This window comes from Lentzea sp. NPDC058436 (assembly GCF_042721515.1).
In the GTDB taxonomy this organism is placed as follows: Bacteria; Actinomycetota; Actinomycetes; order Mycobacteriales; family Pseudonocardiaceae; genus Lentzea.
Genome location: NZ_JBHXLF010000012.1, coordinates 54,251 through 76,719, shown reverse-complemented (window position 1 = coordinate 76,719; position 22,469 = coordinate 54,251). Strand labels below are relative to the sequence as shown.

General features: G+C 69.5%; 26 protein-coding genes and 1 tRNA gene. 13 read left to right on the top strand and 14 right to left on the bottom strand.

Annotated features, from left to right (window positions below; all coding sequences use genetic code 11):
• Positions 1 to 218 precede the first annotated feature (218 nt).
• The 6 genes from pqqA to ACFWN2_RS32060 all read left to right on the top strand — a co-directional run bounded on the left by pqqA (position 219) and on the right by ACFWN2_RS32060 (position 4,485).
• A complete protein-coding gene (pqqA, locus tag ACFWN2_RS32085; RefSeq protein WP_063758378.1) occupies positions 219 to 341 on the top strand; it encodes a pyrroloquinoline quinone precursor peptide PqqA in 123 nt (40 codons plus the stop codon).
• A 68-nt stretch (positions 342 to 409) separates the two neighbouring features.
• Entirely contained in the window at positions 410 to 1,105 is a 696-nt protein-coding gene (gene pqqC, locus ACFWN2_RS32080) for a pyrroloquinoline-quinone synthase PqqC (RefSeq protein WP_382433826.1), read from the top strand.
• Entirely contained in the window at positions 1,102 to 1,374 is a 273-nt protein-coding gene (pqqD, locus tag ACFWN2_RS32075) for a pyrroloquinoline quinone biosynthesis peptide chaperone PqqD (protein WP_382433824.1), read from the top strand. Before pqqC ends, pqqD begins: the two co-directional genes overlap by 4 nt.
• Positions 1,367 to 2,446 carry a pyrroloquinoline quinone biosynthesis protein PqqE gene (gene pqqE, locus ACFWN2_RS32070; protein WP_382433822.1) on the top strand — a complete coding sequence of 360 codons (1,080 nt, stop codon included), beginning with the start codon at positions 1,367 to 1,369 and terminating at the stop codon, positions 2,444 to 2,446. The genes pqqD and pqqE overlap by 8 nt, the downstream gene beginning before the upstream one ends.
• Positions 2,443 to 3,318 (top strand): pyrroloquinoline quinone biosynthesis protein PqqB, encoded by an 876-nt coding sequence (gene pqqB, locus ACFWN2_RS32065; protein ID WP_382433820.1) that lies wholly within the window; start codon positions 2,443 to 2,445, stop codon positions 3,316 to 3,318. Before pqqE ends, pqqB begins: the two co-directional genes overlap by 4 nt.
• Before the next feature lie 18 nt (positions 3,319 to 3,336).
• The gene (locus ACFWN2_RS32060) at positions 3,337 to 4,485 is read left to right on the top strand and encodes a PucR family transcriptional regulator (protein WP_382433818.1); all 1,149 of its coding nucleotides are present in this window, start codon (positions 3,337 to 3,339) and stop codon (positions 4,483 to 4,485) included.
• On the opposite strand, the gene ACFWN2_RS32055 is transcribed toward ACFWN2_RS32060, so the two are convergent.
• Positions 4,439 to 5,281: an SGNH/GDSL hydrolase family protein gene (locus ACFWN2_RS32055; protein WP_382433816.1), complete on the bottom strand. Its 843-nt coding sequence runs from the start codon at positions 5,279 to 5,281 to the stop codon at positions 4,439 to 4,441. The two genes, ACFWN2_RS32060 and ACFWN2_RS32055, sit on opposite strands and share 47 nt — an antisense overlap.
• Before the next feature lie 116 nt (positions 5,282 to 5,397).
• Here ACFWN2_RS32055 and ACFWN2_RS32050 point away from each other — a divergent pair, with 116 nt between their 5' ends.
• The 5 genes from ACFWN2_RS32050 (at position 5,398) to ACFWN2_RS32030 (ending at position 10,438) form a co-directional block, all read left to right on the top strand.
• A complete protein-coding gene (locus ACFWN2_RS32050) occupies positions 5,398 to 6,138 on the top strand; it encodes an inositol monophosphatase family protein (RefSeq protein WP_382433814.1) in 741 nt (246 codons plus the stop codon).
• A complete protein-coding gene (locus ACFWN2_RS32045; protein ID WP_382433812.1) occupies positions 6,135 to 6,818 on the top strand; it encodes an SDR family NAD(P)-dependent oxidoreductase in 684 nt (227 codons plus the stop codon). The genes ACFWN2_RS32050 and ACFWN2_RS32045 overlap by 4 nt, the downstream gene beginning before the upstream one ends.
• Positions 6,819 to 7,191: 373 nt before the next feature.
• On the top strand, positions 7,192 to 8,175 hold the full coding sequence (locus tag ACFWN2_RS32040) for a hypothetical protein (protein ID WP_382433810.1): 984 nt from the start codon (positions 7,192 to 7,194) through the stop codon (positions 8,173 to 8,175).
• 19 nt (positions 8,176 to 8,194) lie between these two features.
• Complete coding sequence (locus ACFWN2_RS32035) at positions 8,195 to 9,562, top strand: hypothetical protein (RefSeq protein ID WP_382433808.1); 1,368 nt, start codon at positions 8,195 to 8,197, stop codon at positions 9,560 to 9,562.
• Positions 9,563 to 9,577: 15 nt separating this feature from the next.
• Positions 9,578 to 10,438 carry a tachylectin-related carbohydrate-binding protein gene (locus ACFWN2_RS32030; protein ID WP_382433806.1) on the top strand — a complete coding sequence of 287 codons (861 nt, stop codon included), beginning with the start codon at positions 9,578 to 9,580 and terminating at the stop codon, positions 10,436 to 10,438.
• Positions 10,439 to 10,493: 55 nt separating this feature from the next.
• On the opposite strand, the gene ACFWN2_RS32025 is transcribed toward ACFWN2_RS32030, so the two are convergent.
• From ACFWN2_RS32025 to ACFWN2_RS31965, 13 genes are all read right to left on the bottom strand, one after another.
• Positions 10,494 to 11,582 (bottom strand): MrcB family domain-containing protein, encoded by a 1,089-nt coding sequence (locus ACFWN2_RS32025; RefSeq protein ID WP_382433804.1) that lies wholly within the window; start codon positions 11,580 to 11,582, stop codon positions 10,494 to 10,496.
• A gap of 283 nt (positions 11,583 to 11,865) precedes the next feature.
• Positions 11,866 to 11,939, bottom strand: a tRNA-Leu gene (locus ACFWN2_RS32020).
• 118 nt (positions 11,940 to 12,057) lie between these two features.
• Positions 12,058 to 13,164 carry a RimK family alpha-L-glutamate ligase gene (locus tag ACFWN2_RS32015; protein WP_382433802.1) on the bottom strand — a complete coding sequence of 369 codons (1,107 nt, stop codon included), beginning with the start codon at positions 13,162 to 13,164 and terminating at the stop codon, positions 12,058 to 12,060.
• The gene (locus ACFWN2_RS32010; protein WP_256238980.1) at positions 13,161 to 13,283 is read right to left on the bottom strand and encodes a hypothetical protein; all 123 of its coding nucleotides are present in this window, start codon (positions 13,281 to 13,283) and stop codon (positions 13,161 to 13,163) included. The genes ACFWN2_RS32015 and ACFWN2_RS32010 overlap by 4 nt, the downstream gene beginning before the upstream one ends.
• 221 nt (positions 13,284 to 13,504) lie before the next feature.
• A complete protein-coding gene (locus ACFWN2_RS32005) occupies positions 13,505 to 14,830 on the bottom strand; it encodes an NAD(P)/FAD-dependent oxidoreductase (protein ID WP_382433800.1) in 1,326 nt (441 codons plus the stop codon).
• Between the two features lie 142 nt (positions 14,831 to 14,972).
• Complete coding sequence (locus tag ACFWN2_RS32000) at positions 14,973 to 15,434, bottom strand: hypothetical protein (protein WP_382433798.1); 462 nt, start codon at positions 15,432 to 15,434, stop codon at positions 14,973 to 14,975.
• Positions 15,428 to 16,657, bottom strand: coding sequence for a DUF58 domain-containing protein (locus tag ACFWN2_RS31995; RefSeq protein WP_382433796.1), 1,230 nt, complete (start codon positions 16,655 to 16,657; stop codon positions 15,428 to 15,430). The genes ACFWN2_RS32000 and ACFWN2_RS31995 overlap by 7 nt, the downstream gene beginning before the upstream one ends.
• On the bottom strand, positions 16,654 to 17,595 hold the full coding sequence (locus ACFWN2_RS31990) for an AAA family ATPase (RefSeq protein ID WP_382433794.1): 942 nt from the start codon (positions 17,593 to 17,595) through the stop codon (positions 16,654 to 16,656). Before ACFWN2_RS31990 ends, ACFWN2_RS31995 begins: the two co-directional genes overlap by 4 nt.
• A complete protein-coding gene (locus ACFWN2_RS31985; RefSeq protein WP_382433792.1) occupies positions 17,592 to 17,942 on the bottom strand; it encodes a hypothetical protein in 351 nt (116 codons plus the stop codon). Before ACFWN2_RS31985 ends, ACFWN2_RS31990 begins: the two co-directional genes overlap by 4 nt.
• Positions 17,939 to 18,538, bottom strand: coding sequence for a DUF4129 domain-containing protein (locus tag ACFWN2_RS31980; RefSeq protein WP_382433790.1), 600 nt, complete (start codon positions 18,536 to 18,538; stop codon positions 17,939 to 17,941). The genes ACFWN2_RS31985 and ACFWN2_RS31980 overlap by 4 nt, the downstream gene beginning before the upstream one ends.
• Before the next feature lie 50 nt (positions 18,539 to 18,588).
• Positions 18,589 to 19,053, bottom strand: coding sequence for an SMI1/KNR4 family protein (locus ACFWN2_RS31975; protein WP_382433788.1), 465 nt, complete (start codon positions 19,051 to 19,053; stop codon positions 18,589 to 18,591).
• A 10-nt stretch (positions 19,054 to 19,063) separates the two neighbouring features.
• Positions 19,064 to 19,840 carry a hypothetical protein gene (locus tag ACFWN2_RS31970; protein WP_382433786.1) on the bottom strand — a complete coding sequence of 259 codons (777 nt, stop codon included), beginning with the start codon at positions 19,838 to 19,840 and terminating at the stop codon, positions 19,064 to 19,066.
• Positions 19,840 to 20,532 carry a uracil-DNA glycosylase gene (locus ACFWN2_RS31965; protein WP_382434060.1) on the bottom strand — a complete coding sequence of 231 codons (693 nt, stop codon included), beginning with the start codon at positions 20,530 to 20,532 and terminating at the stop codon, positions 19,840 to 19,842. Before ACFWN2_RS31965 ends, ACFWN2_RS31970 begins: the two co-directional genes overlap by 1 nt.
• Here ACFWN2_RS31965 and ACFWN2_RS31960 point away from each other — a divergent pair.
• Positions 20,488 to 21,945 carry a S10 family peptidase gene (locus ACFWN2_RS31960; RefSeq protein WP_382433784.1) on the top strand — a complete coding sequence of 486 codons (1,458 nt, stop codon included), beginning with the start codon at positions 20,488 to 20,490 and terminating at the stop codon, positions 21,943 to 21,945. The two genes, ACFWN2_RS31965 and ACFWN2_RS31960, sit on opposite strands and share 45 nt — an antisense overlap.
• A complete protein-coding gene (locus ACFWN2_RS31955; protein WP_382433782.1) occupies positions 21,942 to 22,370 on the top strand; it encodes a GNAT family N-acetyltransferase in 429 nt (142 codons plus the stop codon). Before ACFWN2_RS31960 ends, ACFWN2_RS31955 begins: the two co-directional genes overlap by 4 nt.
• Positions 22,371 to 22,469 lie beyond the last annotated feature (99 nt).

Sequence of the window (22,469 nt, the reverse complement as noted above, 5' to 3'; positions counted from 1 at the left end):
AGATCGCAGAGGCCCGCAACAGTGGTCGGAGGTCCCGGTATTCCCGGTCGTCGACCGGGTGAAACGGACGGCGATCCCTCCGATGACTTCAGGTCACTTTCTGTACGGTCTAGACCGTGGCGGTCCGGAGCACCTACCGTGTGGTTCGCCGCCGCGCCCTTCCGGAAAGCGCTTGCACGCCCGTTCGGGTGTGCGGGCTGGAGACCGAGGAGTTGCGCATGAACGTTGCCGTCACCACCACCGAGACCAAGCTCCCCGAGGTCAGGCGCGAGTGGGTCAAGCCAGACTTCCGCGACTTCGAGACGCCGATGGAGGTCACCGCCTACGCGGCGCGCAGCTGACGTCAGGTGGTCGGGCCGGGGCTCCGCGCCGGAGCCCCGGTCCTTCGTCGGCCGATCGAGGAGTTCCCATGTCTGCCGTTCCTCCCGCGGAGTTCGTCGCCGAGCTCCGCGCCCTCGCACCCCGGTACTGGGACAGCCATCCGTTCCACCTGCGCATGCACGCCGGACAGCTGAGCAAGCACGAGTTGCAGGCGTGGGCCGCGAACCGCTGGTACTACCAGCGCTGCATCGCGCAGAAGGACGCCGCGATCCTCTCCAACTGCCCGTCGCCGGAGATCCGCCGCCAGTGGCGCGAGCGGATCGTCTGGCACGACGGCACCAAGCCCGGTGAGGGTGGTGCGGAGAACTGGATCCGCCTCGCCGAGGCCGTTGGCCTGACCAGGGATGAAGTGCTCGACGAACGGCACGTGCTACCCGGCACGCGCTTCGCCGTCGACGCGTACGTGAACTTCGCGCGCACCAAGCCGTGGGTCGAGGCCATCGCCTCGGGTCTCACCGAGATGTTCTCGGGAGCGTTGATGCGCAAGCGCTTGACGGCGTTGCGAGAGCAGTACCCGTGGATCGCCGAGGAGGGTTTCGCCTACTTCACGAACCGCATCGAGGCGGTCGCCGGCGAGGGCCGCGCCACTGTGGACATCGTGGTCGAGCATTCGCTGACCCGCGAACAACAACTGGCCGCCGTCTCGGCGTTGTCGTTCAAGTGCGACGTGCTGCGGGCCGTGCTGGACGCCGTCGACTACTACTCGGGCAAGGGCAGGCCATGACGGTCGCGCTGGAGGTCGTGCCGCGGATACGGCGCGGGGTGAAGTGCACCTACGACCAGATCCGGGAGGCGCACGTCGTGCTGTTCCCCGAGGGCGTGCTGGTGCTGAACGAGACCGCCGCATCCGTTGTGGCGCTGTGCGACGGCGTTCGGTCCATCGGGGACATCGCCGTCGCGCTGGCCGACGAGTACGCCGGTGTCGAGCCCGAGGACGTGGCCTCGCTGGTCGCCCGCATGGTCGAGCGGAGGGTGGTGGACGTGGATGGCTGAGGCGCCTTTCGGACTGCTGGCCGAGCTGACGCACCGGTGCCCGTTGCAGTGCGGCTACTGCTCGAACCCGCTGGAGCTGGTGCGCCGCGACGCCGAGCTGTCGACCGAGGACTGGCGGCGCGTCTTCGACCAGGCCCGCTCGCTGGGCGCGTTGCAGATCCACCTGTCCGGCGGGGAACCGTTGCTGCGCCCTGATCTGCCGGAACTGGTGGCGCACGCGAACAGCCTCGGCTGCTACGTCAACCTGGTCACGTCCGGGGTCGGCCTCTCGCGCGACCGGTTGCGTTCGCTGGCTTCTCACGGCGTCGACCACGTGCAGTTGTCGTTGCAGGACGCGACGAAAGAGGGCAACGACCGAATCGCCGGCATCAAGGCGTTCGACCGCAAGGTGGAAGCGGCGGCGCATGTGCTGGACGAAGGGTTGCCGCTGACGGTGAACACGGTCCTGCACCGGCAGAACCTCGACAACGTCGCCGGGATAATCGCGATGGCGGAACGGATGGGCGCCGAGCGCCTGGAGCTCGCGAACACCCAGTACTACGGCTGGGCGCTGCGCAACCGCGCGGTGCTCCTGCCCACCCGCGAACAGCTCGCCGCCGCCGATCCGGTCGTGGCCGCGGCGCAGGAACGCCTGCGGGGACGCATGGAGATCGTCTACGTCATCGCGGACTACCACGAGGCCCACCCGAAACCGTGCATGTACGGGTGGGGTGCGCGGCAGCTGACGGTGGCGCCGAACGGCGACGTGCTCCCCTGCCCCGCCGCCACGGTGATCTCGACGCTGGAGATCGAGAACGTGCGCGACTCGTCGTTGCACGACATCTGGCACCACTCGCCGTCGTTCAACGCCTTCCGCGGCTTCGAGTGGATGCAGGACCCGTGCCGGTCGTGCCCGCGCAAGGAGATCGACTTCGGCGGATGTCGCTGCCAGGCGTTCCAGCTGACCGGGGACGCCGCCGCGACCGACCCGGTGTGTTCGCTGTCGCCGAACCGGTCCACTGTGGACCTGATCCTGGAGACCGAGATGGCGCCGGCAGAGGTGCCCGCGATGGCGATGAGGAAGATGCGGTGAAGGCCGTTCTGCTCGGCACGACGGCCGGTGGCGGTTTCCCTCAGTGGAACTGCGCCTGCCCGTTGTGCGTGCGGGCTCGTTCGGGCGCGTTGCCGTCGCGGTCGCAGGACTGCCTGGCGATCAGCGGGAACGGCACCGACTGGTGGCTGGTCAACGCGTCCCCTGACATCCGCACGCAGATCACCTCGTGCTCCTCGCTGAACCCCGGTCCCGGCGCGCGGGAGACCCCGTTGCGCGGCGCCCTGTTCACCGACGCGGAGCTCGACCACACGCTCGGGCTGCTGACGTTGCGCGGCGGCGCGGGCCTGACGGTGTGGGCGCCCGGTCCTGTCCTGCACGCGCTGAAGGACCAGTTCGACCTGCGCACGGTGATCGACGGGTACGCGCCGGTGGCGTGGCGGGAGGCGCCCGGCTCGTTCGACCTCGACGGCCTGCGGGTGACGGCGATCCCGATCAGCGGCAAGCGCCCGAAGTACGCTCGTTCGTCCACTGTGGACGCCGACTGGGTGGTCGCGTACCGGTTCGAGGACCCGGTCTCCGGCGGTGTGCTGGTCTACGCGCCCTGCCTGGCGTCGTGGCCCGACGGGTTCGACGACGTGGTGGCCGGGGCCGACTGCCTGTTGCTCGACGGCACCTTCCACGCCGCTTCGGAGATGGGGTCGGCGACCGGCAGCGCGTCCGGTCAGGCCGCGATGGGCCACCTCCCGATCACCGCGAGCCTGCCCGAGCTGCGGCGGTTCCCGTCCGTCCGCCGTCTCTACACGCACCTCAACAACACCAACCCCGTGCTCGACCCGTCGTCGCCGGAGGCGGTGGAGCTGCGCGAGGCGGGTGTGGAGGTTCCGCTGGACGGCACGGTGATCGAGCTGTAGATCGGCCACAATCACGGGATGTCCTACGTGATCGGCGGCCGTCCGCTGGCGGCGCGACTCGTCGCGGAGATGCCGTCGTTCGTGCGGCAGGTGATCGCGGCGCTGGTGGAGCGCGTGCCCGCGTACTCGCAGCTGCCCGCGGAGGAGCTCGCCGGCGACATCCACCGCGTCACCGAGCACGCCCTGCGCGCCTTCGCCCACGTGCTGGAGTCGGGCGAGCTGCCGTCCGCGGACGAGTTGGCGTTCCTGCGCGAGTCGGCGGCGCGCCGGGCCGAGGAGGGCGTGCCGATCGACGTGGTGCTCACCGCGTACCACGTGGGCATCGAGGTCGTGTGGGAGACGCTGGTGCCCGAGGCCCGCCCAGAAGAGGTCCGGGACGTGCTGGCCCTCAACGCGCTGGCGGTGCGGTACCTGCAGATCGTGACGCCCGTGGTGAGCGCCGGGTACCTCGACGAACGCCAGACGATGTTCGACGACGAGCGCTCGGCGCGGGCCACGCTGCTGACCGGCCTGCTCGCCGGAACCGTTGAGGCGTCAGGACCTTTCGTGGTGCTCGCCCTGCACGTGCCGCCGCATCCCGACGAGCTGCTGGACGGGGTGGACGCCGACGTCGCCTCCCGGCGCAAGCTGCGGCGGTTGCGGGCGGAGCTGGAGCGGCACAGCCGGGAGCCGGTGCTGTCGTCGCTCACGCCCGACGGCGGCCTCGCCCTGCTGCCGGGCGAGGACCTGCCGTGCGAACGGATCGTGGCGGACGTGACGCGGGCGGCCGGGGTGCCGTTGACGGTGGCGGCGGTCGCGGCCCCACCCTCCGGGGTCGCGGCCGCCGCCGTTTTGGCGCGCGAGGTGCTGGCCGTCGCGGTGCGCTCGGGGCCTGGCCTCTACCGGCTCACCGACGTGCTGCTGGAGTACCAGCTCTCCCGGCCGAGCGCCGCTCTGGAGCCGCTGGCAGCCATCGTCGAGCCGCTGACCGACGAGCTGGTGCAGACGCTGGAGGTCTACCTCCGGCGCGGCTCACGGCGCCCGGCCGCCACCGAGCTGCACGTGCACCCCAACACCGTCGACTACCGGCTGCGGCGCGTCGCCGAGCTGACCGGGCTGGACCCCACGCGGATCGAGCACGTCACGCTTTTGACGGCTGCGCTGGCCGCACGGCGTTCGCGACCGTAGCCCCGAAGGCCGCCATGCCCGCCGCGTTGGGGTGCAGCGGCGCCGCGATCGTCGTCGGGACCAAGCCCTCCAGGTACCGGTCGGCGGGCCTGGCGCACGTGTCGTGGCCGACGCTGACGGCCGCGAGGTCCACGTACGTCGCGCCGCGCTTCTCGGCCTCCGCCTTGGCCGTGGTGCTGAGCAGGTTCACCGACGCCTGCAGGTAGTCGGCGTCGCGAGACCAGATCGGCTGGACCGGCCAGCAGCCGCCGGGACGGATGTAGGTGCCGTAGCCGGTGACGAGGATCTTCGCGTTCGGCGACCGCCGCTTGACCTCGTCGAGGGCGGCGCCGAACTCGGGCGCCCACCCGGCGATGGCCTTCGCGACCTGGTCACCACCCGCGGTGAGCCGGGCCTTGCAGGAGAGGCCCGCGGGTTCCGGCAGCAGGTTGATGCAGCCCAGCGCGGTCTGCACGAGACCGACGTCGTTGCCGCCGATGGTGATCGACACCAGGTCCGTCGTGGGCTTCAGCGCGTCGTACTGCGGCTTCACGAACCCGAACTGGCGCCCGGCGAAGTCGTCGGTCGTGGCGCCGGAACAGGTGACGTCGGTCAGCTTCGCGCCGAGCAGCTTCGCGGCGACCTGCGGGTAGTTGCGGTCGCTGCGCAGGCACCACAGCGCCGGGTCCGGGTTCGGGATCAGCGGTCCCGCCGCCGCCGAGTCGCCCAGGGCGACGTAGTCGAGGGTGTCCGCCTGCGCGGTGCTTGTTCCGGCGACCAACATCGCCACGACAGCCAGCCCGGCCACGATTCGCATCCCGATCCTCCAACGTCGTTGTCAGGTGAGCTCATCGTGGTGGCTTGGATCACCGGTGCGGGTAGGACGTTGCCCAGAGTCATCCGGTCGTGTTTGTGACCGATCACAATGGGGGCGTGACTCCCGGGGATCTCCTGTCGTTGGCCGCGCAGTCCTGCGTGGACGCCGCCAAGCTGCTGCGCGAAATTCGCGTGGACGTGTCGACCAAGGGCACCTACGACCAGGTCAGCAGTGCCGACCTGGAGCTGGAGGCGTTCCTGCGGGCGTGCCTGACCGAGGGCGCGCCCGGTTCGGCCGTGGTCGGCGAGGAGCTCGGCAGCGCGTCCGCGCCGGTCACCTGGTTCGTCGACCCGATCGACGGCACCCGCAACTTCGTGCGCGGCATCCCGTTGTCGTGCATCTCCGTGGCCGCCGCGGTCGACGGCGTGCTGGTCGCGGGCTGCGTGCTGGACCCGTTCCGCGACGAGCTGTTCACGGCGGCGGCCGGCGTGCCGTTCAGCGTCAGGTCCGCCGGGCTGGTGATCCCGCCGGGGACGAGCCCGCGGCCGCTCGTGCTGACCGACATCCCGTTGCCCGGCAGCCCGTACGAGGGCGAGGTGGACCTGCTGACGGAGCTCATGGAACGGGCGGACGTGCGGCGCGTCTACTCGACGGCACTGTCGCTCGCGTGGGTCGCGGCGGGCAGGGCGGACGCGGCGGCGAACATCGGCATCCACCCGTGGGACGTCGCGGCGGGCGCTGTGCTCGTGCGCGAGGCGGGCGGGGTGTTCACCGAGATCGGCCACAACGCGTTCGCGGCGGGCCGGGGTGAGATCGTCGACTGGCTGGCCGAACGAGTGGAGGGCATCGTCTCGTGATCGATCTCAGCGGCAGGGTCGTGCTCGTCACCGGGGCCGGCGGCACCATCGGCGCGGGGATCGCCGCCCGGTTCGAGGCCGCGGGCGCGCTGGTCGTCCGCCACCTCGGTCGTGAGGACGGCGACCTGCGCACCGAGGCGGAGCGCGTGGTCGGTGAGGCCGCCGCGCGGCACGGCAGGCTGGACGCCGTCGTGAACAACGCGGGCACGCAGCCCGTGGACCCGTTGCCCGGTATGACGCCCGAGCAGTGGCGGTCCGTTCTGGACACGAACCTGACCGGACCGTTCGCCGTCACCCAGGCCGCCGTCGCGCACCTGCCCGAGGGCGGTTCGGTCACGCACATCGCGTCGATCGAGGGCACGCACCCGGCTGCCGGCCACGCCCACTACGCGGCCTCCAAGGCCGGGCTGATCATGCACGCGAGGGCGGCCGCGCTGGAGTACGGACCGCGCGGGATCCGGGTCAACACGGTGTCGCCCGGCCTGATCGCGCGGCCCGGCGTAGAAGAGCAGTGGCCCGAGGGCGTCGCGCGGTGGCGGGAGGCGGCACCGCTCACCCGGCTCGGCACGCCGGAGGACGTCGGCGACGCGTGCGTGTTCCTGGCGAGCGGCCTGGCGAAGTGGATCACCGGGCACGACCTCGTGGTGGACGGTGGAGTGACCGCTCGGCCGACCTGGTGAGCCCGTTGCGGCACCTGCCACTACGCAGTTGACACCTTTACGTCACAGTACGTAGTCGTTCACGTTTTTACACCAGTTCGTACAGAAGCCGACAGGGCCCAAAGACCCATCTGCGGCTTTTCTTGTCACATGGCATAAGTCCAGATCAGACGCGGTCCGTTACGCACCCTCTACCGTGCGTATCAATCGCCTATGAAATGTCTCAACTGGATTACAGCCTGGATCAGGGCTACCCAGAGTGATAACACGCGCGTCCCTTTCGTCGAAAGGTCAACCAGTCGACCTGGACCGGAGGGGGACGGACGACATGACATCAGAGTTCCGACCGATTTCCCGACGCACGCTCCTGACCGCCGCACTCGGTGGCGCCGCGGTGAGCGTTGTCGGACAGAGCCTGTTCGCGGGAGCCGCCGGTGCGGCACCCAAGGCGGGCCGCAAGAAGCTCCTGATCGGCAGCGTGGACCCGCTCGGCAACGGCGTGGTGCAGCTGGCCGACCCGAGCCTGACCGGCGAGCAGGCGCTCGTGCCGGTCAACGGCCAGCCGAACGGGATCGTGGGCTCGCCCGACGGTCTGCGCGCTTACGTGGGGACGGTCTTCGGGCCGGGTCTGAGCGTCGTGGACGTCGACGGTGCCCGCGTGACAGGGGAGGTCCCCGTCGGCGGGTTCGCCAACGCGGTGCTCGTCTCGCCCGACGGCAAGACCGTGTACGTCGCGACCGGGTCCAGCGGCGCCGGCGGCTCCCGCGGGCACGTGGCCGTGGTGGACGCCGCGAACGGCGAGGTCCGCGCGTTGATCAAGGCAGGTCTGCTGCCGCGCACCCTCGCACTCACGCCCGATGGCAAGCAGCTGTTCGTGGGGGACGAACGCGCCAAGGGCGTCACGATCATCGACACCGCGAAGAACGCCGTGTCCGGCCGGTTCGAGACCGAGAAGTCGCCGCTGTTCCTCGCCATCGACCCCAAGGGCAAGAACCTGTACGTGGCGCAGTCGCGTGAGCTGGCCACGTTCGGCCTGCGCGGCGGCAAGTCCGGCTCGACCGCGCTCGAAGGCGTGCCCTGCGGTCTCGCGGTGCACCCGAACGGCACGTTCGCGGCCGTGAGCCTCTACGCGGGCCGCAACACCGACGCCCAGCTGGTCACGGTGAACATCAACTCGAACAAGGTCAGGACGAAGGAACCCAACGGCAAGGCGAACGGTCCTCTCGCGATGAGCAAGGACGGTGGCCGGACGTTCGTGCTGGACAAGAAGAACCGCAAGGTGACGTCCGCGAACTCCGACTCCGGCAAGCCGGACAGCTCGTTGTCGACCCCCAACTCGAACACGCCGACCTGCGTCGCGTTCGTCGAGTCCGCCTGAGAGCCGAAGGGACAACACGATGCCTTTCTCCATGTCCGTGAAGACCCTCGACTACACGCCGTCGTGGCCGACCTACCCCAGCCTCTGGATGGGCGGCTACTGCGGCGCCCCCCGCGGCAACCAGGGCGTGGTCGACCGCCGGCTGCGCGCCCAGTGCGTCGTGATCGACGACGGCAACGGCCCCAAGGTCCTGCTGCGCGTCGACGTCGTCAGCATCCCGCGCTACGTCCACCAGGCGATCCGCTCCGCCGTGCTCCCGTTGGTGGGCAACAACAACGGCAACTTCCTGATCATCGTCAGCCACACCCACTCCGGTCCGATGATCGGCACGACGAGCCCCAGCCCGTACGTGATGATGGACCTCGCGCCCGCGGACATCTCCGCGATCGAGGGCACGACGACGGTGTTCATCAACCAGATGGTCGCGCTCGTGCAGCAGACCGTCGCGATGGCCCGCACGCCGGTCACCTTGTGGTACAAGGAAGGCAGCGCGACGATCGGCTACAACCGCGCCGAGGAACCGCACGTCATGACCACGATCTCGGCGATGATCGCGCGCCGGGTCAGCGACAACGGGCTGCACACCGTCCTGTTCGGATACGCCTGCCACGCCGTGTCGCGCGGCAACGACAGGGTGTTCTGCAGCGACTACCCCGGCGCCGCCACCGACGTGATCAGCAACGCGCTGGGCGTCCAGGCGCTGTTCTTCCAGGGCGCCGCCGGCGACCAGGAGCCCAACGACCCGCACTCCCCCGGCATGGTCACGAGCCTCGGCACCACGCTGGGCAACGCGGTCGTGTCGATGGTGAACTCGGGCGGCTGGAACGCCGTCACCGGCCCCGTCGCCACGTACTACAACGAGATCAAGATCCCGCTGCAGGTGGACTTCGGCGACCCGGCCGCGGCCATCCGCGCGCGCAACCAGTACAACGACCGCATCGACACGTTCCCGCCCAACGACTTCGCGTACCGCCACGCCGAGGTCATGCTGGAGAAGTTCCACGGACCGGGCCTCCCCAAGGAGTTCCCGATGCCGATCCAGCGCTGGAACCTGGGCGGCCTGAACCTCCTCGCGATGTCGCACGAGGTCCTCTCGCAGTACGCCGTGACGTTGCAGAACCAGACCCCGGGCTGGCTGTGGATCATGGCGTACGCCAACGAGACCGAGGGCTACGTCGCGGGACACAACGTCCTGCAGGCGGGCGAGGCGAAGCACTTCGGCTACGAGGCCGGCTGGACCGACGACGACACGATGTCGGGCCCCGGTTCGTGGACGACGTTCTACGCCTGGCCGTCCCCGCTGAAGTTCAACCCGAGCGGCGCCGCCGCGGCCGGGTCAACAGAGCGTCTGGTCCTAGACGCCTGCACCGCGATGCTGAACCTCTGAGGGGTGGAGTGAGAAATGCCAGGACCCAGCACCACGTTGTCGGCCCGTTACGGCCTCGCTCCGGTCTACCCGTGCGACACCGCGGGTGACCTCTACTGCTTCGAGCACTCGACCCCCGCCACCGGCACGTTCGCGTGGGGCGAGAGCTACCAGATCGGCGCGGGCTGGCAGGGCCGCGTGCTCGCCGGCCCGAGCGGCTGGACGTTCAGCATCACCACCAGCGGCGAACTGAGACTGCTGCACTACAACGGCACCTCGTGGGACCTGTTCAACGGCAACGAGTACCTCGTGCTCGGCCAGGGCTGGAACTACAGCGCCGCCAACACCCGCTACCGCATCTCGGTGGACGAGGACGGCGTCATCTACACCCTCGACGCCGCCGGCAACCTCAAGGCGCACTACTTCAACTTCACGACCCAGCAGTGGGCCGTGCAGGGCGCGCTGCTGGAAACCGGTCTGACGCAGTACAACGCGATCGTCGCCACGAGCCGTGGCGTCGTCTACGCGCGCAACGCGGCAGGCGCGATGTACCGCTACTACATCGACTTCTGGACCGGGGCCACCGCGACCTGGGTGAAGCCCGTCTCGACGGTCACGACCGGCTGGCAGAACCTGAAGAACCTCAGCTCGGCCGGCGGCGAGACGTTCTACGCCGTGAACCAGAACAACGGCAACCTGCTCTGGTACAGCTACAACCCGGTGACCAAGGTGTGGAAGAACGCCAAGGTGATCGGCGGCGGCTGGAACAACGAGCAGGACGTCGTGGTGCAGTCCAACGCGTGTTCGCGGTTCCCGTGGGAGACGGCCTGCAACTCGTTCGGGATGCAGGACGGCGGGGCCGTGATCACGCGGCTCAACCAGGTGAAGAAGAACTGACCTTTCGAGGCCCGCTCTCGGCTTGTGCCGGGGGCGGGCCTTTGCCTGTCCGGCGTCACTCGCCGACGACGTACCGGTACGACATCGGCGTCAGGTTGGGCTTCTTGACCGCCCACGGGTGGATCACGCGCAGGGTGCCGCCCGACGCCGTCGGCGGCGAGACCGCCCGGTCGAGCGCGATGCCGCTGACGATCACCAGCATGGTGTTCGGGTGCTCGCGCAGGTGGAGCTCGACCTCCTGCCGCGTCAGGATGATCTCGGACGCGTCCGTCCACGTCGTGGTGGTGCCCTTGACCTCGACGTACAGGTGCTCGTCCGCCCGACGGGCGTCGAGGTCGTAGGACTCCTTGGCCCCGACGTCCTCGACGTCGTACCCCTGCTCCTCCAGGTACCGCGTCGCCACGTCGACAGCACGACGTTCGATCGCGATGCGGTCGGCCGCGCTCTGGAGAAGTCCCTGCCCCTTGCGCGCCTTGCCCGCCAGCCGCTCCACCTCGACCTCGGCGTCGGTGATCTCGGGAGCCGTCGTGCCGCGGTCGAGGAGCTCGTACAGCTCGCTGAGGACGGAGACGAGGAAGGTCAGGTCGTCGGCGAGCACCTCGTCGGAGGGCAGGTCGTCCAGCGGGTACTCGAACGCGACGACGGTGCCGTCCTCGTAGGCCTGTCCGAGCTCCGACCGGGTCGCCTTGAGCGCGATCTCCGCGACCAGGTCCGGCCGCGCCCGCAGTCTCGCGGACAGCGCCTCCCGCATCTCCAGCGCCCGCTGCCGCAGCCCCGCTCCCGGCAGCCGCTTGTACTCGCGGTTCTTCTTGCTGCTCGACGCCTGCATCAGCGACAGGTAGACCCGATCACCCGGCGCCGCGAACAGGTAGACGACGTACCACCCCTCAGTCGCGCGAGGCGAACGGCCAGCCGAATGCACCCGCGCCCAGGGGATCTCGGCCCTGTTGCCCGCACCATCGCTGCCCGCGGCCCGCCAGTCGGTGATCTCGACCGCCGCCGCCCGTTGGAGCGCGGGCAGTCGTTCCCGCAGCAGGGCGGGCAGGTCGCGGCGGATCAGCTCACCGCGTGCCCGCATCGCCGGCGTGTTCTCGGAAACCCACTCCGCCTGGAGCACCATGACGTCGCGAAGTAGCTCACGCATCGGCAACGCCCCTCAAAACGCACGATCAGTGATCACAAGATCGCACATGACCCTTTGGGGTGTTACTCGATCGGGGCGGTTGCACACACAGCGCACCGGCCAAGTCGTTCGCTCCCAGACGCTTGTGATCACCAACACAGGCAGCGGCGGTGCTGCGCGGGCACCACTTCGGCACGGAACGAGCGCGTGGAGCGCGGGCCAGGCTGGTGTCACCCGGAGTTACACGATCATCGCCTGGCGTCGTCTGCGCAGGTCAGCGATGATCCATACAGGTGAACGAAAGTACCCCCGACGGGATTCGAACCCGTACTGTGATCCTTTTAAGGGACCTGCCTCTACCGATTGGGCTACGGGGGCGCGGTGAGCCTAGGCCTTGATCGTCGGCTTGTGTGAGCGGATGGTCGTTTCTCGCCCGAGCGGCCCAGTGAATTGGACTAGAGCGAGCATCCCTCTAAGCGTCGAACGGTCGCGATCATCAGCGTCCCCTTCCCGCACCGAGCAGCTCCTTGAAGCGGAGCGCCACCCAGTCGTGCACGGCCGTCGAGACGCTGTTGTCGTCCGCCCTGTGCTCGAACCAGCGCCAGTCGCAGTTGACGTTGATCTCCAGGAACACGTGGTCTCCACCGCTGGTCACGAGCAGGTCGAACGCCGCCACCTGCACCCGCCAGTGGCGGGCGAGGGCGAGCAGCTTGTCCGAGAGAGACGTCGGAACCGTGGTCCTCGTGACGCGGACCGCGTCGGGATCCACCCAGAGTTGTGCCGGGTCGAGTTTGTCGACCTGGAAGGCGATGCACTGCTCGCCGACGACGAACACGCGCAGTTCCGTCTCGGACGGCACGTACTCCTGGACGATCACCGGGGCAGGCTCTGGGGCGTCTGACGCCCGTGAGGTCTCCAGGGGGCGTGGGAAGAGGCCGTGTTGCACGCCTGGGCGCGGTTCGAGGAGGTGTCTGCCGGCCGTTTTGACGATGCAGCGGGCGCCTCCTGGGCGCGTGCGGCCTGGGCGGGTTGTCACGGCCGTGCGGGGGACTCGGAGGCCGAACGACGAGGCGTCGGAAAGCTGTGTGAGGCGGTCCAGGTGCGTCGAGAAGCGCGACGGGTTCACGTGAGCCCAGTCGGAGCGCGAGGACAGCCAGTTGGCCACTGAGGCCCATTGGTCGACGGCGTAGGCGCCGGCGAGGGTGCCGGGTTCGACCGGGATCGCGGAGAGTTCGAAGTGGCGGCGCCACACCAGCAGTGGGCGCAGGAGCCAGCGGTCCAGTTCGACGAGCGGCTGGTCCGTGTAGACGGAGAGCGGGAGGTCGACGCAGCGGTCGGCGTCTATGCGGGCCATGCGGATGCCGCGCTCTGCCAGGGCGATGGAGAGCTCGTTCATCTCCATGTCGGCGGCGCGGGCCAGCACCAGGACACAGGGTTGCGGGTTGCCGTCGCCCTCGTCGACCATGCCGAGGCGGTGGACCTGCTCCTGGAAGTCGAGGCACTTGGGCGGGGAGCGGAAGAGGTACTCCTGGCCCTGCAGGAGAAGGGGCCTCGCAGCCTCGGACGGGGCACCTGGCACCCGCCCGTCAGCCGACCTGGTCAATCGTCCTTCTTGCTGCGGAAAACCTGCCCCGCCTGCGCGTACTCTGCGGCGTACTGCGCCAACGCGGGGTCCTCGATCTCGCCACGACGAAGCTGTGCGGCCAGCTCCTCGAGAGACATCGGGATCACCTCTCTCCCCACATGGCGAATCACGCATTCAGGTGATGCACCAGCCGTAGTCTGTGTAACACGTAACGCAATGTCAAGGCAGCCCCTGGAGCTTACTCCGAACGGGGGCTCAAGTTCCGCCTCCAGACCAACGAAGTGCCCCGAACGAGAACTCGTTCGGGGCACTTGTGCACTCACAGGGAGTAAGAACTAACCCTGCGTCGGCACGCGCGTCAGGACTGCACCGCGCGGTCGAAGTCCGACTTCGGGTCGTTGATCTGACCGAGCGCCACGACCTCGCGGCCGTAGAACAGCGCCTGCGTCCAGTCCATCAGCACGCGGAGCTTGCGGTTCACGGTCGGCATGAACGCGACGTGGTAGCTGCGGTGCATGAACCACGCCGGCACGCCCTTGAAGCGCAGGCCGAACACGTCCGCGACGCCCTTGTAGAGGCCGAGGCCCGCGACGGAGCCGAGGTACTTGTGGAAGTAGTCCTTCGGCTTCTGGCCGCGCAGCGACGCGACGATGTTCTTCGACAGCAGCTTCGACTGGCGGATGGCGTGCTGCGCGTTCGGCACGCACGTCGCCGTCGGGTCCTCCTCGGTGCGCGAGAGGTCCGGCACCGCGGAGCAGTCACCGGCCGCCCACACGCCGTCGAGGCCCTGGACCTGCATGGCGGCGGTGCACCGGACGCGGCCGCGCTCGTCGAGCGGGAGGTCCGTGTTGCGCAGCACCGGGTTCGCCTTCATGCCTGCGGTCCAGATGATGGTGTCGGAGTCGAACTCGGTGCCGTCGTCCAGGATCACGTGGCCGCCTTCGAGCGACTTCACGCGGGTGTCGAGGTAGATCTTGATGCCGCGCTTCTCCAGCGCCTCGACGGTCCACGCGCCGAGCTTGGCGGACACCTCGGGCATGATCCGACCCATCGCCTCGACGAGGACCCAGTTCATCTCCTCGGGCTTGACGCCCTCGTAGTACCGAAGCGCATACCGCGTCATGTCCTCGAGCTCGGCGAGCGTCTCGATGCCCGCGAAGCCGCCACCGATCACGACGAAGCTCAGGAGCTTCTTGCGCAGGTCCGCGTTGTTCGTGCTCGCGGCCTGGTCCAGGCGTGACAGCACGTGGTTGCGGACGTAGATCGCCTCGCCGATCGTCTTCATGCCGATGCCGACCTCGGCCAGGCCGGGGATCGGGAGCGTGCGGGAGATCGCACCCAGCGCGGAGACGAGCACGTCGTACTCGATCTCCTCGACGTGACCGTCCGACAGTTCGGCGGTCACGATCTTGCGCGCGTGCTCGATCTTGGTGACGCGGCCCGTGACGACGTGGCAGCGCTTGAGCACCTTGCGCAGCGGAGCGACGACGTGGCGCGGCTCGATGGAGCCGGCCGCCGCTTCTGGCAGGAAGGGCTGGTAGGTCATGTGCGGCTGCGGGTCGATCACGGTGACGGACGCTTCACCGGAGCGCAGTTTCTTCTGCAGTCCGAGAGCCGTGTACATCCCGACATAACCACCGCCGACGATGACAATCCTCGTGGGGTTCGACTTCACAGCAGCCATACACACATGGTCGCACCAGGACCCGCTTTTTCGCGCGTCCGGAGGGGCCGTTGTGACTACCGTCGCCGGGTGATGCCCGCCACCCCTGCGGCTGACCTGCGACTTGAGCTGGATCTGACACGTTCTCCCTGAGAGTGTCGATTCAGATCCTCAGCGCCACGACCCCGATCACGACCGTCAGAGCCCCCAGTCCGAGCACCTCCACGAGGCCGATCCCGGCCCCCGAGGGAACCACGGCGGCGAACGCCGCGACGACGAATGTGATCGCTTGGACAATGGCGAACCGGCGTGCTGGTGCTTTCAGCGCAGCGGCTTCGAATTTCGTTTTCACCGGAACGACCGCCGCGAGCGCGGACGTCACGTGAATGAGGTGCAGCGCCGGAATCATGACCAGCACCCCGAGCCGCAACGGGTGCCCGTCGGCGAACGCCATCGCCAGCGCCGCGTAGCCGATCAGCAACGCCGCTCCCGCGCTTCCCGGCATCAGCACGGTCAGCACCGTCAGCGCCGAGACGATCAGCAACGGCCCGATCGACGACGACTCCAGGTGCAGGATCAGCGCCACGGGCACCGCCGCGAGCACGATCGCCAGCCGCATCAGCACTCGCGCGTCACCGCCACCCCGTGCTCGGCCATGCGCCGCAGCCTCAGCCGGTGCTCCGCGGAGATCATCTCGGCCGCGACCTCACCCCACGACGTCTCCGGATCGGGCGTCAACGGCATCGGCAGCGTGTTGATCGCGAGCACCACATGACCGTGCTTGCGCGTCTGCACGGCCAGCTCCGCGATCTCGTCGTCGAGGAACGGCGACAGCAGCACGACCACGCATCCGTGCGGGAGCTTGCGCAACGCCACGTGCGACGACCACCCGGCGGCCTGCACGCACACGACGAGCTGCGTGCGGATCCGCATCAGATGCCGCCGCCCCACCCCGGAACGGACGTTGAGCTGCGGGCGTGAGAGGTCCATCAACGCCACCCGGTCGCCCTGCCGCAGGTAGCCGGCGGCCATCGACGCCGCCCGCCGCACCGCCCGGTCGAGGCTGCCGCCGGGACGCGTCGAGGAGCCGTAGTACGGCGAGGCCCAGTCCGCCACCTCGCCACCGACGTCGGCGCGCGTGTCGAGGGCCAGCACGATCTCCGCGTCGGCCTCGGCGTGCCGCTCGCGGACGTGCAGGGTGCCGGTGCGGGTCGTGACGCGCCAGTCGACGCGCTTGAGCCTGTCCCCCGGCTGGAACGCCCGGATGTCGCGCAGCTCGGTCGAGTCGCCGGCGCGCGGCGAGCGGTGGATGCCGACCAGACCGGCGGGCCGCGGTGGCAGCGGCCCGGACGGGTGGTGCTCGACCGGCGGCAGGATCGTGCGGACGTGCTCGACGCCGACGATCGGCCCGTAGACGTGCATGCCGTCGGGTCCGGCGAACAGGTGGTCCAGCCGCAGGTCGACGCCGGGACCCCAGGCGTCGCGCCGGATCTCCACCGGCAGGTCGGGCGAGTGCGCCGGCACGGCCTTCGTGCCGCCCGGCAGCTTGACCACCGCGATCTCGGCGTCCGCACCGTCGACGTGCGCGACGGTGTGCACTGCGCCCAACCCGGCCCCTCGCGGTACGGGCTTGACGCTGACCGTCGGTGTGCCCTGAGGCTTCCCGGTCAGCAGCACGGACAGGATCAGCGGCACGCCGAACAGCACCAGTTCGACCTCGTGCAGGAACATCCCGCCGACGACGAGCCCGACACCCAGCCAGACGGCGCGCGAGTACGCGTCCGTGGGGTGCCAGCGCGCGCCGTGCGACTGGGCGAAGGCCTCCCTGATCTTGTCCGCTCTGCTCATGAGCTGGGCGGGCCCGGGACCTTGCCGAGCAGTTCGGTGACGACCTGCACGCCGTTCACGCCGGACGTCCACGTCTCGGGCTTCACCACGAGCCGGTGCGCCAGCACGGCGACCGCGCACTCCTTGACGTCCTCGGGCGTCACGTACGCGCGATCGTCCAAAGTGGCCAGTGCGCGGGCGACGAGCACGAGAGCCTGCGCACCTCGTGGCGACGCGCCGACCTCGACGGACGTGTGCCTGCGCGTGGCGACGGCCAGATCGACGCAGTACCGCAGGAGATCGTCGTCCACAGTGGTCTTCTCCAGCTCGGCCTGGAGCTCGGCGAGCCTGCCCGCCGCCAGCACCGGCGCCACCTCGGCCTCCTCGCGCTGCCGGGCGATCCGGCGCCGCAGCACCTCGACCTCCTCCTCGGCGGGCGGGTAGCCGATGTCGAGCCGCACCAGGAACCTGTCGAGCTGCGCCTCGGGCAACGGGTAGGTGCCCTCGTACTCGACGGGGTTCGAGGTCGCCAGCACGTGGAACGGCCTGGGCAAGGGGAACGTGCGCCCCTCGACCGTGACCTGCCGCTCCTGCATGGCCTCCAGCAACGCGGACTGAGTCTTCGGCGGCGTGCGGTTGATCTCGTCGGCGAGCAGCAGCCCGGTGAACACGGGCCCCTGGTGGAACTCGAACTCGCGGCTGCCGGGGTCGTAGAGGAACGACCCGGTGACGTCCGCGGGCAGCAGGTCCGGCGTGCACTGCAGGCGCCGGAAGTCCAGCGACAACGCCTGCGCCAACGACCGCGCGATCAACGTCTTGCCGAGGCCCGGCACGTCCTCCAGCAGCACGTGCCCGCCCGCCAGCACGGCCGCGAGCGCGAGCCGCAGCGTCCGAGTGCGCCCGACGACGACCTTGCCGATCTCGTCGAGGACGGCCTCGGCCTCCCGTGCGATCGTCACTCGACCCTCCTGAGCCTGTCGGCGAGTTGCTTCGGATCGGGCATCTCGGACGCCTCGATCCCCAGTCGTGCGAGCCGGGCGCGAAACCGCTCCTGGTAGCGCCGCGGGTCCTCCGCCGCCTCGGCCAGCCTGCTCGCGAGCGTGCTGGCGTGCGCCGTGCTGATCGAACCGGGAGGCGGCGGCGCCGAGCTCCAGACGATGTCGGTGGCTCGCGGCAACCTGCTGACCAGCACGCAGAACGCGGCCGGCGGCACGGCCAGCGCGGCGGCCCACGCGGGCGAGGCGCCGAGCAGCCAGATGACGACGCCGATGACCACCCCGACCACCAGCGCGAGCACGGTCTTCATGCGAGCTCCCGGACGATGCGGCTCAACTCTTGCTGTGCCTGTTCAGCTTGCGCCGCGGTCACGTCCTCGTGCCCGAAACGCGCGCGTCGGTAGAGGTCCTTGAGCACCACGGCGTCCACGCCGAGCTTCTCGGTGAACTCGGTGGGCGTCTGGTGCGGGAGCCGTTCCTCGGCCGCTTCGAGCGCGAGCCAGGCGGCGATCACGGCGTCGCGCGGCGGCCGTTCCGGATGGGCGGTGAACTCCTGCAACGCCTTCTCGACGCGCCGCACCACCGCCGTCTCCCCGAACTCGGCGGCCTCGACCTCGATCCCGCGCACGCCCTTCGGCCGCCGCCACCGGGGCAGTTCGAACGCGAGGACGATCCCGACCAGCCCGAACAGCACCAGTCCCGCGAGCAGCACGAGGTACGCGGTGAGCGGCACGGCCAGGACGTCCGGCAGCTCGGTCGGCAGCGGGATGTCGGTCTGCGGCCCGGAGTCCTGCGGCGGCGGCCGGTCACCGAGGCGGTCGACGAACGTGACCGGCGACGTGCCACCGGCCGCGACGACGACGATCAGCAACGCCGCCACCGCCACTCCGGCCCGCCACCACTTCATGACGAGCAGCCTTACACGCGCGGGCAGACTTCGGATGATCCTTTGGTCGGTCAGTCGAAGCTGTTCTCGGGCACCAGGCCGTTGAGGAACGTGGTGAAGTCCGGCGCCAGCGGCAGTTCCGACTCGTTGTCGGCGTCGAGCCAGACGACCGACGGCTCACCGCCCTCGCGGTAGTCCAGCGCGATCCACGTGTGGCCGTCCCCGGTGAGCAGCACGACCGGGGACGGCAGACCCCACTCCTCGACCAGGTAGGGCGTGTCGAGGAGGGACAGGGTGCCCTCCGCGGTGCCGATGCCCAGCAGGCTGTCGAACGGGACGTGGTCCGGTGCCCAGGAGGTCCGCTCGGTCGTCGGGTGGGCGGACAGTTCGTCGACCACCGTGCCGCCGTTCTGCACGCGCAGGAGTTCGAGCAGGGCTTCCGGGAGGCGCACGCCCAGCAGCGCTTCGGCCTCGCGGACGGCCTCATCGGTCAGCGGGGCTTGGACGCCGTGGGTGCCGTCGGTCCAGAAGTTCACGCGGCGGATCCTAAGTGGAGCTGAACGGGAACGTCCGGAATTCGTTGCCGCAACGGAGTGCCTGCTCTTCGTGGCGGTCCTCCCAGAACTCGACCCTCCAGCCCGGCCAGCGCGCCGCGATCTCCTCAACGGTCCCCGTGAAGTTCGCGGCCGTCCAGAACCCGAGCTCGCGGTTCGCGACGTCGACGTGCAGCCCGAGCTCAGGTCCGAGGTCGTCGGCGGTCAGGCGGTCCCAGGCTCGCACCGGGGTCCAGGTCGCCAACGAGTCCAGCAGTCCGTGCCCTGCCCACAGCGGTTCGCAGCGCAGGTGGCACAGCCGGTGCCCGAGCACCGAGCCGTCCTCCTGCCGGACCGTCACCAGGGTGTTGGTGATCTCGGGCGGCTCGCCCACCTCCCGCAGCACGGGTTCCGGACGGTCACCGGCACGGACCAGGGCGCGGTCGAGTCCGAGGTACGCCACCAGGTCCTCGATCCCACCGTACGCCCAGCGGATCCGCCAGCCCGGCCAGGAACTCCTGATGGCAGCAAGTCGGCGTGCTCTGTCGTCAACTCCGTCGTGGTGCCAGGTGAAGAGCAGCAGGACGTGGTTCACGCTGTCGATCAGCGCGGCACCCTCGCACCAGACGTCGTCCAGCCACTCCTCGACCGGCTGCTCGTCACGCACCTCCTCGATCACCCGAGCGGGTCCGCCCGCGAAGGTTCCGAGCAACGGCTCCGCACCGCCGTTCGAGAAGTACAGCTCCCAGCCGCGTTCGTCGACGATCGCGTAGTTGGCCCTGCTCCCCATCAGCCCTTCGCCCTCTTCAGCACGTCCTGCAGCATCTCCTGGGTCAGCCGTCCGGTGTACGTGTTGTGCGGCGACACGTGGTAGCACCCGAACACGCGCAACCCACCCGCCTCGACCTCCACCCCGTGCCCGAACTTGGGCGGACGAACCCCCAGCAGCGGCAGGAACGCCTTCCACCCGAACCCACCGAGCACCATCACGGACCGCAGGTTCGGCATCAACCCGATCTCCTCGCGCAGGAACGGCGAGCACCGGTCCCGTTCCTCGGCGGTCGGCTTGTTCTCGGGCGGCGCGCACCGCACGGGCGACGCCATCCGCACGCCGTGCAGCTCCATCCCGTCGTCCCGGCTCCACGCGGAGGACTGCGAAGCGAGCCCCACCTCGTACAACGCGCGGAACAGGAAGTCTCCGGACGGGTCACCGGTGAACATCCGCCCGGTGCGGTTGGCGCCATGAGCAGCCGGCGCCAGGCCCACGAGGAGCAGCGAGGCGTCCATCGGCCCGAAGCCCGGGACCGGTTTGCCCCAGTACTCCTGGTCCGCGAACGCCGCGCGCTTCTCGACAGCGACCTGCTCGCGCCACGCGACCAGGCGCGGGCACGCTCGGCAGGCCGTTATCCGCTCGTCGAGTTCCGTAATGTTGCTCCCATGTCCGAGGAGAAGACCGAAGAGAAGCCCGCGTCTCCCGCTGATGATCTGGTCACCACCCAGCACAGCATCACCGTCAAGGGCCGCGAGCTGAACTACACCGCGACCACCGGGCGGATCGTGCTCAAGGAGGAGGTGACGAAGGACGGCGTGTTCGAGGGGCACAAGCCCAAGGCCGAGGTCTTCGTCACGACCTACACGCTCGACGGCGCCGACCCGCTGAAGAGGCCTGTGACGTTCGCGTTCAACGGTGGGCCCGGCTCCGCGAGCGTGTGGCTGCACATGGGGCTCCTCGGGCCGCGCCGGGTGCTCAGCGGGGACGTCGGCAACCTGACCGCGCCGCCGTACGGGATCGCGGACAACGAGGAGTCGCTGCTCGCCGAGAGCGACCTCGTGTTCATCGACCCCGTGTCGACCGGGTTCTCGCGGGCCGCGGAGGGCGAGAAGGCCAGCAGCTACCACGGCTACCAGCCCGACATCGAGTCCGTCGGCGAGGTCATCCGCCTCTGGACGGCGCGCAACGGCCGGTGGATGTCGCCGAAGTTCCTCTGCGGCGAGTCGTACGGCACGCTCCGGGCGGCCGGTCTCGCCGAGCACCTGCAGAAGAAGCACGGCCTGTACCTCAACGGCCTCATGCTGATCTCGTCGGTGCTGGACTTCGCGACGCTGGAGTTCAACGAGGGCCACGACCTCGCCTACACGCTGTTCCTGCCGACGTACGCGGCCATCGCGCACTACCACGGCCTGCACGGCGACCGTCTGCTCAAGGAGGTGCTCGCCGAGGCCGAGGAGTTCGCGGTCCGCGACTACCCCTACGCCCTGGCGCGCGGCAACAGGCTCAGCGACGTCGAGCGCGCCGCCACGATCGAGAAGCTCGCACGGCTCACCGGCCTGTCCGAGGAGTACGTGGACGCGGTCGACCTGCGCATCGAGCACATCAGGTTCTTCACCGAACTGCTGCGCCGCGACCGCAAGACGGTCGGCCGCATCGACGCCCGCTTCACCGGCTGGGACACCGACTACGGCCGCGAGGGCATCTCCGCGGACCCGTCCATCGACGCCATCCTCGGCCCGTACTCGGCGGTGCTCAACCACTACGTGCACGCCGAGCTCGGCTACAAGAGCGACCTGCCCTACGAGGTGCTCGCGCGGGTCATCGAGAACTGGTCGTACAAGGAGTTCGAGGGCCGCCACGTCACCACGGCGGGCAAGCTCTCCGCGGCGATGCGGGCGAACCCGCACCTCAAGGTGCACGTCGCGTTCGGCTGGTTCGACGGCGCCACGCCGTACTTCGCGGCCGAGCACCTCATCGCGCACCTGCAGATCCCGAAGGAGCTCACGGCGAACATCGAGTCGGCCTACTACCCGGCCGGCCACATGATGTACGTCCACGAGCCCTCGCGCGTGCAGCAGTCCGAGGACCTGGCGGCGTTCGTGCGGAACTCGTCCAACACGTGATCCTCGACCTGTCCGACGACGCCGTCCTGCACGAACTGTGGACAGTGCAACGTCTGGCGTACGCCGTCGAGGCCGAGCTCATCGGCTTCGACGGCATCCCACCGCTGCACGAGACCCTCGAAGAACTCCGTGCCACCGAAGAGGTCTTCCTCGGGCTGCACGACGACGAGGGTCTCGTCGGCGCGGTGTCGTACCGGCTCGACGGGTCCACTGTGGACATCCACCGGCTGGTCGTGCACCCGCGTGCGTTCCGTCGCGGGATCGCGTCGAAGCTCCTCGACGCGCTGCCGCCCGGACCGCAGATCGTCAGCACGGGCACGAAGAACGAGCCGGCGCTCAAGCTCTACCGCAAGCGCGGGTTCGTGGAGACCGGCACGCGCGAGGTCGGCCCCGGGGTCTCGCTCACCGACCTGGCCAAGCCGTGATCAGCCCGTTCTTCCACATGGGTGTCGACGCCTTCGGTGCGATGCAGGCGGTCGAACGCTGGAGCTCGACGAACCGACTCAGGCCGGCAACCACGTCGT

Coding starts and splice junctions, on each gene's coding strand:
- pqqA (WP_063758378.1), top strand. CDS start 219: ATGAACGTTGCCGTCACCACCACCGAGACCAAGCTCCCCGAGGTCAGG.
- pqqC (WP_382433826.1), top strand. CDS start 410: ATGTCTGCCGTTCCTCCCGCGGAGTTCGTCGCCGAGCTCCGCGCCCTC.
- pqqD (WP_382433824.1), top strand. CDS start 1,102: ATGACGGTCGCGCTGGAGGTCGTGCCGCGGATACGGCGCGGGGTGAAG.
- pqqE (WP_382433822.1), top strand. CDS start 1,367: ATGGCTGAGGCGCCTTTCGGACTGCTGGCCGAGCTGACGCACCGGTGC.
- ACFWN2_RS32060 (WP_382433818.1), top strand. CDS start 3,337: ATGTCCTACGTGATCGGCGGCCGTCCGCTGGCGGCGCGACTCGTCGCG.
- ACFWN2_RS32055 (WP_382433816.1), bottom strand. CDS start 5,281: ATGCGAATCGTGGCCGGGCTGGCTGTCGTGGCGATGTTGGTCGCCGGA.
- ACFWN2_RS32035 (WP_382433808.1), top strand. CDS start 8,195: ATGCCTTTCTCCATGTCCGTGAAGACCCTCGACTACACGCCGTCGTGG.
- ACFWN2_RS32030 (WP_382433806.1), top strand. CDS start 9,578: ATGCCAGGACCCAGCACCACGTTGTCGGCCCGTTACGGCCTCGCTCCG.
- ACFWN2_RS32025 (WP_382433804.1), bottom strand. CDS start 11,582: ATGCGTGAGCTACTTCGCGACGTCATGGTGCTCCAGGCGGAGTGGGTT.
- ACFWN2_RS32010 (WP_256238980.1), bottom strand. CDS start 13,283: ATGTCTCTCGAGGAGCTGGCCGCACAGCTTCGTCGTGGCGAGATCGAG.
- ACFWN2_RS32005 (WP_382433800.1), bottom strand. CDS start 14,830: ATGGCTGCTGTGAAGTCGAACCCCACGAGGATTGTCATCGTCGGCGGT.
- ACFWN2_RS31995 (WP_382433796.1), bottom strand. CDS start 16,657: ATGAGCAGAGCGGACAAGATCAGGGAGGCCTTCGCCCAGTCGCACGGC.
- ACFWN2_RS31985 (WP_382433792.1), bottom strand. CDS start 17,942: ATGAAGACCGTGCTCGCGCTGGTGGTCGGGGTGGTCATCGGCGTCGTC.
- ACFWN2_RS31980 (WP_382433790.1), bottom strand. CDS start 18,538: ATGAAGTGGTGGCGGGCCGGAGTGGCGGTGGCGGCGTTGCTGATCGTC.
- ACFWN2_RS31970 (WP_382433786.1), bottom strand. CDS start 19,840: ATGGGGAGCAGGGCCAACTACGCGATCGTCGACGAACGCGGCTGGGAG.
- ACFWN2_RS31960 (WP_382433784.1), top strand. CDS start 20,488: ATGTCCGAGGAGAAGACCGAAGAGAAGCCCGCGTCTCCCGCTGATGAT.